This window comes from Shewanella sp. ZOR0012 (assembly GCF_000798835.1).
In the GTDB taxonomy this organism is placed as follows: domain Bacteria; phylum Pseudomonadota; class Gammaproteobacteria; order Enterobacterales; family Shewanellaceae; genus Shewanella; species Shewanella xiamenensis.
Genome location: NZ_JTLE01000094.1, coordinates 1332366 through 1344144, shown reverse-complemented (window position 1 = coordinate 1344144; position 11779 = coordinate 1332366). Strand labels below are relative to the sequence as shown.

Here is an 11779-nt window from a genome sequence, read left to right as displayed (position 1 = left end):
TCATAACTTTACGTACATTGGGTGTAGAGCAATCGGTCATCACAACATCTGAAACACCGTAACCGCCGTTGTTGAAACAAACTTCAAGAGTTGACCATAGTTCGAAAGTTTTACCTACAGCGTCTGCAGGAAATACCATTTTACTAGCAGTTAACGAATAAGTTTTGTTAGCCGCATCAAATGTACCTTCCGATAGCGCAACGCGACGAGAAGAAGATGAAGCGTATTCTGGGTAGTTTTTATCACTATCCCATGCAATAAGCACTCTACTTGACTGATTTATGCTGAGTTTATCTACTGCATTACCAGAACCGTCTAAGATTTGGACTTTGAATGTTAATTTGCCATTAGCATCTGCTGCAATGTCAGTGAACTTAACGCTCATTGCTTCTGCATCTTTGTAAGCTTTAAGCACATCACCATGTCGCTTAGTTGCACTACCTGTACCACCGTAAGGCTCTGTCGCATTGTGGCAAGAGGTACAGTCAGTGCTGCTATGGTGAGCAGATGGTTTTTCAGTATGGCAACCAATACAAGCTTGATTGCTTAAGTCTGCTTTGAATAGGTCTGCATTGGCAGGTGCACCAGCACCTTCAACGTGACAAGCTGAACAATCAGCAGCAGGTTTTAATGGGAAGCCTACTTTGCCGTAGTCGATCACTTTACCACCGTAACCGACAATCTTATAAGGAGCAGGTACTTCTGCGCCTGTCTCATCGAAGGTATGACGTTCGCCACCTTTGTGGATAGCATGGATCATATAAGTGAATTCAATGCTATTGCCTGACTCTGGGTCGCCAGATGTTGCAGTATGGCAAGAGGCACAGTTTTCAATATCGATACGACGACCACCATGAAGCTCTAAGCTTTCAGGTTGGTGACAGGTATAACAAGCTTGAATAGAAACGACGTTACGGGTTTGAATACCTTCAGTCTTACCAGTAGAAGGTTGCCAGTCGAAATGGGCGTTGGCTGTGAGTTGTGGTAATTCAAGCTCCATCGTCGCGCGTTGAGTCGCGTCAGCGCTGTAAGTAACGGTTAATGGCTCAGTTACATTAGCAATGTTGGCTTGGTAGGTGTAGCTATAGCTACCATCACCATGGTCAACTAAGCAAGTATCACATTTACTTGCTGCTTCAACGTTTGCTTGGTATTGGGCTGATGGCTTGAGGTTATCAACGCCGGATGGAATGGTACCTGGCTCTTTTTTGGCATTAATATAAGCTTGCCATTGATAACCGCGGTTAGCTTCAGTTTCACCCACTTTTTCTTTAACTGGAGTTAATTGCGCAATACCAAACCGTAAATCGTGATCTTTAGTTAAGCCTAATACGGCAACGCCATTAGCATTTTCCAACGTAAAATCAACGGTGACTTTGCCTGCATCAACAGTGGCATTTGTGAATTTTGCTTTTAAGGTTGAGGTGGAGTTGATATTGACACCAACAACGCCTGGTTTACCGTCTTCACCATCTTTACCGTCACTGCCACCGCAGCCAGTGAGAAGAAGTGAAAGTAAACCGGCACCCAACATCGCTTTTGTTGCGGTATTGAAATTGAACCGTTTCATCATGATATTTCCCTGCAATAGTTTTAATCATCATTAAACACTTATCAAATAAGAATAAATCTCATTATTGGCATTTAATGTGTGGGATTAGATCCCACCTGTAAGGCTAACTAAGTCATTGGTATTTATCAGTCACTTTAAGCGGGTTATGTGATTGAGATCTGACTATTTCTTTAGAGGTAGAAGACTGCATAGTATGAGTTCCTTTTATATCTGCAGTTACAGGCCTTTTGGCCTGCATCATAGGGTTAATTAATTGGGTGGACTTTGAGTACATCGGCGACGGCCCCTTGTCCATGGCAGAATGCACAGGTTTCAGAGCCTGCGGTTGCATCAGCTTTGGAGCCTGCAAACACGGCACCTTGTTGCTTCATATGATTGTGGGTCGCATCACTTGAGTGACAGTTACTGCATACGGCGGCTATCGGGCTGGTAAAGGTGCCATTGTTAAGCGCAAGCGGTTGAACCGCTGTATTTAAGGGCAGGGCAACCGTTGAAACGCCTGCTGCATCTTTGATATGGCATTGAGCACAATTACCGATTTTGCCTGGGTAGTTGAGATCTGCAAAACCAGTAAATTGGCTGGTATGGATCCCATGAATTAACTGTTTAAAGTCAAAGGAGGTAATGGAGGGATTTGCCGCTGTAGCATCGGCCTGCATATTCGGGTTGTGGCAAAGTTGGCATTGGCCTGCTAAATCGTTGCGCGCACCATGAATATTCAGTTGTTGATCGCCGTGGCAGCTAGCACAGTTGGCATTGCTAATGATTTCGCGGCGGCCAGTGCTGGTTAATGCAGACATATTGAAGTAACTATGACTTGATTTGATCACCAGCACTTCTGCCTGTTCGGTACTGCAATCCACTAATACTTTATCTTTGGCGCAAACTCGACCTTGAATCGCTAAGCCGCCATGGTCGGCCTCAGTTCCCGCTGGAACAGTGAGACCTGAAATAGTGTAAACGTAGGTGCCATTGCTGCCAGAAACTGGCGTGGAGTCAGGGAGACGAATTGAGCGCGCAGAGCGGGTGCTGTAATCGAAACTGGTTCCCCAGTTAGCATAAACCCTTAGGTCGCTGATAAATTTGAGTTTATCTGCGCTATCTAGGTAAACAGTGCCTGTGCTGGGGTTGGTCAGGGTCACCGCAACAGTCACTGTGCCATTGGCATCCATGCTTGCACTACTGATGCTAGGACTAAATTGAGCTAACGCGGCAATTTGATCTTCATTGCCGTGTACGCTGGCGGTCCAATCGGCATTATGGCAAGCAACGCAATTGCTATTATCCGCTTGGGCTGGATGGCCTTGGCCCGCAGGGAAATTAATTTGGGTATGGCAGGCACCACAGGCTTCCATGGTGGGTACCCTATGCCAATTTTGACGCTCGGCTAAATCTGGATTATCAACGTGGCAAGTCTGGCAATTACTGATGGATTGAGGGAATCCCGTTAAATGTTTGCTGTGTATCATTTGCGGGAAAATATCCGCGGGATTGCTGACTTTCTTACTGTTATGGCAGGTTACGCAGGTTTCAACTTGGTTATAACGTCCACCATGGAACGCTAAATTGTTGTGGCAGCTATTACAGGTTTCAATGGTAATTAAGTTACGGGTATAAGCTAAGGTATTCCCCGAGGTTTGCCAATCATAGTGCTGATTAGTTATAGGGAGCGCTGTGCCATCGGCTAATGCATCGTCGCCCAGTTTGATGACTAGTCGTTGGGTGGCGTCGTTAACGAATGTCACCCCATTCATGCCGTTAAATGTGGCGCTAAAACGATAGCTGTAATGGCCGTTTTTATGGTCAACAATCGTGCCTGGGCAAGAAGCGGCGCACGTTTCAGAGGTGAAATGTTGCCACTCACTGCTATTACCAGCACCTGTGGCGCCCTGAGGTAGTAATTGCGCTGCAATGAAGGTGGCTGAAGGAATACCAACCACGGCTTCATCGTCTTGATTGCTCACCTGATAATCGACTTGGGCAATGCCGTCGGTCACGGTGACTTTATCGACCATGATGTTTAGGCTAGTGATCGTTATTGCGGGTGGTTTCCCCGGCTCACCAGGTGAGCCATCATTACCATCATTGCCCCCACAAGCGGAGGCAAGTGTGGCGAGGAGCAGCATCAAACTATATTGTGTGGTTAATTTGGCAAACTTGTTCATATTTCTATCCTTGGAATACGCTGTCAGTGCCTAAGTTACATTTGGTAGCTTAAGGTCAAACCTAAGTAATGAGCATTGTAATCGTGGCTGATGTCGCCAAAACTGAGCACATTGGGGACAGTGTCCCAAGTGGTGTTTTGGTTTTGCCAGTCTGCATCTTGATATTTCTCGAACAACCAATCGAAGCGTAATGACATACTGTCGGCCAGCTTATATTTGGCGTAGGCGTTAATATTGTGCTTGCGACTGTAGTAGTCACCGTAGGGGCTAGTGATGCCATAGGTGATTTCAGTATCGCTTTGACCATCGGAGTAGCTGTAGTCCAATCCCAGATCTAAACGATTATCCAGCAGGTTTTGATAGGAGATACCCGCGCCAATCAGGGTCGATTTCTCTTCCGCGGTGCTGTACCAATCAGGTGTTGAGAAACGATTGCTTCCGGCCTGATCTGAATCGCGCCAGTCTTGGTTGAGATAGGCGTTAAGACTTAGATTGTCGCTAATGAGATACTGCGCAGTTACATCGTAGCCAAGGTAAGACACTTGGGTGAGCCCGACTGATGTATGGTTATAGTCATCATCAATACTGTGTAAACTCGCACCCACAGAGAACCCTATATCGGTTTGGTAATCTGTGTGCAAGGTTACTTTTTGACGTTTGCGATCAGCAAGATAAGACTTACGTAGCCAAGGATTACTCGGACTTTGTGTGCTTGTTACAGCATCGTATTCACTGCCATTCCGATCTAATACTTCGCCCTTTAACCAAGCTGACCAAGCTGGCGAATAGCGGTAGCTGAGTTTGGCAAAGAGACCCGATTCATCGATGGACTGCCTATCAAGCTCCGAATACATGATTTCATCTCGGCTATATCCCGCTTCAGCATAGGCCGACGGCGTTAGGCGATATTTACCTTTGAGATCAAATTGTTTACTGCGTTTATCGTAGAGACGATTTGTAGCTGTGCCTTGATAAAAGCTGTCGGTCACGACCTGTGGGAAATCTAACTGAGCCGTCTTGTTTTCCCTGTCTTGATAGTTATAACTGGCTTGAACGCTTAAATCCTGTGTAATACGGCCAGAATACTTAAGCACCATATCTAGGATATCCACTTGGGCATCTAAATTATCGGTTGGCAGTACAGGGGAGGGGCCATTAATGGTCGCAGGCAGAAAAGCCTCATCCTGTGACATGTTACTGATGCCCGCGTGCATGAGGATGTTATGGCCATTTTGACCACCACTGGCCTCGGCGGCGATCCGATAGGCCTTGTTATCTGGGTCGACGGCATTTTGGCCAAAGTAGGCCGCACCAAATGTGGGCGTATAGGCCGATTGCCATAGCAGTGCCTGATGGTCATTCTTGTATTGGCTTATCTGGCTGTTTATACCCGCTTGCCAGCCTGCGCCGCCAAAATAGACTCTGGCATCGACTTCATTTGTGCTGTCATCAATTGGCTGCGCCAACATCACACTGTTAGTGAGAATATTTGCGCTGGTCTTTTTCGCGCCGCTGCGGTTTTCATGCTGGTAGTTCACCGAGGCTTTGTAGCGGCTGCTCGATGAGATATGGCCTGCGTAGTAACCGCCGAGGTTGAATCTATTCCGCGTAATGCTTAAGTCCTGCTCGATTAAACTCGATTGCAGTAACGGCATGGAGTGGGTCGTTGCTCCCTCTACCCAATTATCAGGCAAGAGCATCTTATCGTTATCGGTGAGATAAGGGCTCTTTAGCTGATTGTATTGATAGTTGGCGAGACCTTTATAACCCAATTGGATTTGATAGTGTCCAGGTTGGCCTGTGGTGAGCTTGGCAGACCCCGTATCAAATCCCAGTTTATCGGCCTCAAGCCGGGTTTTGTAACCACTCTCAGCTTGGTATTGCATATCGGCGCCCACAGCACCGACCAAGCCATCTTTATCCGTGCCAGTGCGATTACCAAAACGGCTATCTTCGCCGTCATTATAGGCGAGCGTGGCACTGACGTTGCCTTGGTGCCCTGTTTTGGGCTGGCATTGCTTGCAGCTCCATGAGTCACTTTTTACGCCGCTGCGATTCGCTTTTTGGATTTCATATCCTTCAGCATGGGCTGTGTTGAGTACGCCACTAATCGCCCAAGCCAGTAATGTGAGTGAGAAACAAGCTCTAGGAGTCGATATGTTCATTATTTGCATGATCATTTCCTTGTTATCTCTGGAGCAACTTGCCGGATGGATGGTTTGAACCATGCACTTGTCCATGGCAATTCATACAGGAATTACCCGAGGTGAAGGCATTTGTTTGATTACCAAAGTAAGCATTACTGCTGTGGCCATCGGAGGCGTGGCATTGTTGGCACAATTGTGGCGGTTTACTGATGAGCATTGACTCATTCACGCTGCCGTGGGGGTTATGGCAGTTAGCACAATTGTCGGTGACTGGCGCATGTTCCCACAATTTAGGACCGCGTTTTTCGGCGTGGCAGCTGTAACAGTTTTCGTTGACGCTCATTTGTTTCAGACTGGCATCATTTAAACTGCCATGGGGATTGTGGCAATCGCTACAGACCATTTGTTGCCACTGTAGTGGATGGGATGAGCGTTTGTGCATATCCGCTTTTTGTTGAGTATGGCATTGGGTACAAATTGCTACTTCGTTGGCTTTGTCGCTGATAGGGTCTTTTGCTACGTGTACTTGGTGACAGCTACTGCAGGGGATATCGGCATTGTCATGGTGATTACCTTTCCACGCGATGCGTTGATCGTCGTTATGGCAACTCATGCAGACACTGTTTTGTTTTTGCGCGGGAACCGGAGAATTCTGGCCGAAGGTGATCATCGGCTCTTTGCCGCCCTTGTTATGATTACCGAGTGGGCCGTGGCAAGCCTCACACTGTAAGTCGGCCATGGGGGAATCTTTGACATTAGGATTACCATGTACACCATCAAAAATGGCCATCACAGTGGCACTTTTCTTATGGCACATCAGGCAAGTGTCAGCCCCTTTGGCCGAGTACTTACCTTCGGCAAATTTTTTGTCCAAAGTCGCGACGACCTCCTCGGGTGGCTTGTCATCCCAAGGTGTTGCTACCGTTGAAAGGCTGAGTATCGATAACATCAGAGCAAGCATAACCTGAGTTATGCTTTTGAACTTTAAACCAATATCCATGTTCATCTATTCCCGAGTGCGTTTTATTTGTTATTTTTCAAGCTTTCGACATCGCTAATTTAGCTGATTAATATTAGAACAAGCACGTGACAAGTGCTTAACATTTTTTAGCTGGTTGACTGTAAAGAGGAATGATTTTGTAGGGATAAATAATAAGTGTGATAAATGTCTCATTTTGTACCGAGGATGACTTTTTTTAACGCTTATTGAACATGTTGTTCGATTGCGATAAATGGTGGCAGCTAGCTGGCATTTTTATTTTCGGTCAGGCGTTTATTCATTGAGATTTTTGTCACATAATACTCAACACAATTGAAAACTATTATCGTTACCAGTCAAAAAGCTTGATCTAGGTAAAGTTATTAGCTCCATAGCTCAGATAAAATGAGCACAGTTTTTCAAGCTGAAGCTGTTACAAGGTGAAATAGGTAATGAAGTTAAGCGAACTCAGTCCCGGTGACCGTGGCATTATTTCTGAAATCGGGCGATTAGATTTGCCGCAAACAGTGAAGCGTAAATTATTGTCCATGGGCATTACCCCTAATACACGATTTTCTTTGATTCGCCGAGCGCCAATGGGCTCTGGTTTAGAGCTGGATATTCGTGGTAGTAAGCTTTGTATGCGCAGAGACTTGGCAGACATTATTGAGGTGGAAAAGGCGAATGACTAAGCAGTTTCATTGCGTCACCGTTGGTAACCCAAACGCTGGGAAATCAACACTCTTTAACGCGCTTACAGGCGCGAATCAGCAAGTTGGCAACTGGTCCGGTGTGACGGTTGAGAAAAAAACCGGTCATTTCACTCTCAATGGTGCTGACGTTTACTTAACCGACTTACCCGGTATCTATGATTTACTCCCTGCGGGTAATAGCTGTGATTGTTCTCTCGATGAGCAGATTGCTCAACAATATCTCGCCGAACAACGTGTCGATGGCATCATTAACTTAGTTGATGCGACCAATATCGAGCGCCACCTCTATTTGACGGCACAACTCCGTGAATTGTCGATCCCTATGGTGGTGGTGTTGAACAAAATCGATGCAGCTATCAAGCGTGGCATTCGTGTCGATTTAAAGAAAATGAGCCAAGAGCTTGGCTGCCCAGTGATCGGGGTTTGTTCCCGCGATCCTGCTGATGTTGCTAAAGTTCAAGCGCAAGTGCTTGACTTACTTGAAGGTCGTGTATCTGAAGCGCCTTTGTTACTTGATTACGACGAGCAAATTGAAGCAGGCGTGCAACTACTTTGTAGTAAAGATCCCAATTTAAGCCGTGGCCGCGCCTTAGCGATGTTGGGTAACGGTTCTGGTTGTGGTAGCTGTAAAAATGCTGAGCTTCAGGATGAGGTGAATACTTGTACTCAGCAAATTGCGCAGCAAGGACACGACATTGAAGTGATGGTCGCAACCACTCGCTTTAATTTTGTGGAGCGAGTATTCCAAGGTTCCGTTAAAGCCGATGGCTTCTTAACCTTGAGTGATAAACTCGATAAATTAGTCTTACATCCTGTACTTGGCATTCCGGTGTTCTTATTTGTCATGTATTTGATGTTTATGTTCAGCATCAACATCGGCAGTGCGTTTATCGATTTCTTCGATGTGTTCGCAGGGGCATTACTGGTCGATCATTTTGGTGCACTGCTCAATAACATAGGCGCGCCAGCTTGGTTGGTGACTATCCTTGCGGGTGGTGTGGGCCAAGGTATTCAAACCGTTTCTACGTTTATTCCTGTGATTGCGGCATTATTCCTTGGTTTATCTGTTCTTGAAAGTTCGGGCTATATGGCTCGTGCCGCGTTTGTGGTTGACGGATTAATGCGTCGCATAGGTTTACCGGGCAAAGCTTTCGTACCAATGATCGTGGGCTTTGGTTGCTCTGTGCCAGCCATTATGGCAACGCGTACCTTAGGCAGTGAGCGTGAGCGTATTGTCACGGGAATGATGGCTCCCTTTATGTCTTGTGGTGCCCGGTTGCCTGTGTATGCACTATTTGCGGCGGCATTTTTCCCAGACTCTGGCCAAAACCTGGTATTTTTACTGTATATCATCGGGATTTTTGCGGCCATCGGTACCGGATTGTTGCTGCGAAGCACTTTATTACCAGGCACCAGTAGTGCGGTAGTGATGGAGTTACCAAGTTATGAGTTGCCTAAATTTAAAGCGGTGATGGTGCGTACTGGTAAGCGGACTAAGAGTTTTATCCTTGGTGCGGGTAAAACCATTGTACTAGTAGTGACACTGCTCAATTTTATCAATGCGATAGGGGTAGATGGTAGCTTTGGTCATGAGAATAGCCAAGCGTCACTCTTAAGCGTAGCGAGCCAGAAAGTGACACCTATCTTCTCGCCAATGGGAATTGAGCAAGATAACTGGCCTGCAACGGTCGGGATTATCACTGGGATTTTTGCCAAAGAAGCGGTGGTGGGAACACTCAATAGCTTATATACCAATGCAGGTTCTGAGGACGGCGAATTAACACCATTAGCCGATAGTTTTAATGAGGCTCTTGCGACTATCCCAGCAAACTTGTTTGGTTTAGATTTGGAAGACCCGCTTAAGTTATCTGTAGGCGATGTGTCCAGTACCTATGTTGCGGCAGAGGCGCAAGGTGTTGCAACGTCAACCTTTAGTGCCTTGCAATCTGGGTTTACTACCAAGGTGGCAGCGTTTTCTTATTTGCTGTTTATCTTACTCTATACTCCCTGTGTTGCGGCGATGGGCGCTTTAGTGAACGAGTTTGGTACTCGTTGGGCAACGTTTGCAGCGACATGGACATTCTCTCTGGCCTATGGCAGTGCAACTATCGCTTACCAAGTAGCAACCTTTGCCGAGCACCCATTGCAATCGGGTCTATGGATTGGTTTCTTCCTCAGTGCGTTAGTCATATTCTATCTATGGCTAAAACGTAAAGGGCGCAGAACTCAGCAAATTATCCCAGGCGTGCGGATTATTACTGAGTAAATCCCTGAGTAATAAATGTCAGCTTAGTGGTTACAAAGATAAAAGCAGCTTTCACGGCTGCTTTTATTGTTTTACTATCCACGGCATAACCCTTAGTTTTTAATACTGGGCATTGTAACTGGCCGAGATCTGTAGGATCATGCTGGTTTTGTTAAAATTGCCATTGTTCGCAAAGAGGAATTCCATGAGTCATGTGGACACTGAAGTACGTCCGAGTAACTTTATTCGTAATATCATTGATGAGGATCTGAAAAGCGGTAAGCACACGAGTGTGCAGACGCGTTTTCCACCTGAGCCAAATGGTTATTTACATATAGGTCATGCTAAGTCTATCTGTTTGAACTTTGGCATCGCCCGCGATTACCAAGGTCTCTGTAACTTACGATTTGATGATACCAACCCTGAAAAAGAAGACATCGATTATGTCAATTCTATTCAGGCGGATGTGCGTTGGTTGGGATTCCAGTGGGATGGTGAGGTGCGTTATTCCTCTAACTATTTCGACCAATTACATCAATATGCCGTTGAGTTAATCAATAAAGGCTTAGCCTATGTGTGTTTTCTCAATGCTGATGAAACCCGTGAATACCGTGGCACGTTAAAAGAGCCTGGTAAAAATAGCCCTTATCGTGATACTCCTGTGGAAGAAAACCTGCGCTTATTTGAAAAAATGCGTCTAGGTGAATTCAAAGAGGGCGAATGTGCGCTGCGCGCTAAAATTGATATGGCATCGCCTTTCATGTGTATGCGCGATCCGGTGATTTACCGTATTCGTTTTGCTCACCATCACCAAACGGGTGATAAGTGGTGCATTTATCCAATGTACGATTTTACTCACTGTATCTCTGACGCGCTCGAGCACATTACTCACTCATTATGTACACTTGAGTTCCAAGACAACCGTCGTCTGTATGACTGGGTTCTCGATAATTTAGATGATTTCCAAGCGCCAAATCGTACTCGTCAATATGAGTTTTCACGCTTAAATCTTGAATATACGCTGATGTCTAAGCGTAAATTAAATGACTTAGTGACACGCAAGTTAGTAACCGGCTGGGATGATCCCCGTATGCCAACAATTGCAGGTCTACGCCGTCGTGGTTATACCCCAGCGTCTATCCGCGAGTTTTGCCAACGTATTGGTATCACTAAGCAAGAAAACATGATTGAAGCGGCTATGCTCGATGCCTGCATCCGTGAAGAGCTAAACGAACATGCCCCACGTGCGATGGCCGTACTTCGCCCATTAAAAGTGGTGATTGAGAACTACCCAGAAGGTCAAATCGAGACGATTCAAGCGGCGTCTCACCCAAGCGATGAAAGCATGGGTACACGTGAACTTGCCTTTGGCCGCGAACTGTATATCGATGTGGCGGACTTCAGAGAAGAAGCCAATAAGCAGTACAAACGTCTAGTCATGGGCAAAGAAGTGCGCCTGCGTAACGCCTATGTGATTAAAGCCGAACGTTGTGACAAAGACAGTGAAGGTAATATCACTACCGTCTACTGTAGCTACGATGCCGATACTTTAGGTAAAAACCCTGCCGATGGTCGCAAGGTGAAAGGCGTAATCCATTGGGTTGAAGCGACTACGGCTAAACCTGCGGAATTCCGTTTATACCAACGCTTGTTCACTGATCCAAATCCTGCTGCTGCCGAGACAGTGGATGAAGTGCTTAACCCTAACTCACTTGAAGTGGTTAATGGTTTAGTTGAAGCAAGCCTTGCGAATGCGCCAGCGGAAAAAGCTTATCAGTTTGAGCGTGAAGGTTATTTCTGTGCTGACAATAAAGACTCTTCAGCCGAGCATTTAGTGTTTAACCTAACGGTTGCACTGCGGGACTCATTTGAATAGCAAGTAGTTAGCTACGATAATCGCTGCCACACTACGATGATTGCCGTTGCTGCTAGTTGCGAACGGCATTTACGAATAAAA

7 protein-coding genes are annotated in these 11779 nt (G+C 46.1%); 3 read left to right on the top strand and 4 right to left on the bottom strand.

The window, feature by feature from the left end:
• The 4 genes from L976_RS07610 to L976_RS07595 form a co-directional block, all read right to left on the bottom strand.
• On the bottom strand, positions 1 to 1573 hold a 1573-nt coding region (locus tag L976_RS07610; protein ID WP_081990953.1), incomplete at its 3' end, for an OmcA/MtrC family decaheme c-type cytochrome.
• Between the two features lie 245 nt (positions 1574 to 1818).
• Complete coding sequence (locus L976_RS07605; protein WP_047535666.1) at positions 1819 to 3738, bottom strand: OmcA/MtrC family decaheme c-type cytochrome; 1920 nt, start codon at positions 3736 to 3738, stop codon at positions 1819 to 1821.
• A 35-nt stretch (positions 3739 to 3773) separates the two neighbouring features.
• Entirely contained in the window at positions 3774 to 5912 is a 2139-nt protein-coding gene (locus tag L976_RS07600) for an MtrB/PioB family decaheme-associated outer membrane protein (protein ID WP_047535664.1), read from the bottom strand.
• 13 nt (positions 5913 to 5925) lie between these two features.
• Positions 5926 to 6891, bottom strand: coding sequence for a DmsE family decaheme c-type cytochrome (locus L976_RS07595; protein WP_144345834.1), 966 nt, complete (start codon positions 6889 to 6891; stop codon positions 5926 to 5928).
• Positions 6892 to 7316: 425 nt separating this feature from the next.
• Between L976_RS07595 and L976_RS07590 the strand changes: the two genes are divergently transcribed.
• The 3 genes from L976_RS07590 (at position 7317) to glnS (ending at position 11698) form a co-directional block, all read left to right on the top strand.
• On the top strand, positions 7317 to 7556 hold the full coding sequence (locus L976_RS07590) for a FeoA family protein (protein ID WP_011623257.1): 240 nt from the start codon (positions 7317 to 7319) through the stop codon (positions 7554 to 7556).
• Positions 7549 to 9843, top strand: coding sequence for a Fe(2+) transporter permease subunit FeoB (gene feoB / locus L976_RS07585; protein WP_047535656.1), 2295 nt, complete (start codon positions 7549 to 7551; stop codon positions 9841 to 9843). The genes L976_RS07590 and feoB overlap by 8 nt, the downstream gene beginning before the upstream one ends.
• Before the next feature lie 184 nt (positions 9844 to 10027).
• Positions 10028 to 11698, top strand: coding sequence for a glutamine--tRNA ligase (gene glnS / locus L976_RS07580; protein WP_037417167.1), 1671 nt, complete (start codon positions 10028 to 10030; stop codon positions 11696 to 11698).
• The last annotated feature ends 81 nt before the right edge of the window (positions 11699 to 11779 follow it).

Excerpts from the sequence above, each read along its gene's own strand:
- L976_RS07595 (WP_144345834.1), bottom strand. The coding sequence starts at position 6,891 with ATGAACATGGATATTGGTTTAAAGTTCAAAAGCATAACTCAGGTTATG.
- glnS (WP_037417167.1), top strand. The coding sequence starts at position 10,028 with ATGAGTCATGTGGACACTGAAGTACGTCCGAGTAACTTTATTCGTAAT.
- feoB (WP_047535656.1), top strand. The coding sequence starts at position 7,549 with ATGACTAAGCAGTTTCATTGCGTCACCGTTGGTAACCCAAACGCTGGG.
- L976_RS07605 (WP_047535666.1), bottom strand. The coding sequence starts at position 3,738 with ATGAACAAGTTTGCCAAATTAACCACACAATATAGTTTGATGCTGCTC.
- L976_RS07600 (WP_047535664.1), bottom strand. The coding sequence starts at position 5,912 with ATGCAAATAATGAACATATCGACTCCTAGAGCTTGTTTCTCACTCACA.
- L976_RS07590 (WP_011623257.1), top strand. The coding sequence starts at position 7,317 with ATGAAGTTAAGCGAACTCAGTCCCGGTGACCGTGGCATTATTTCTGAA.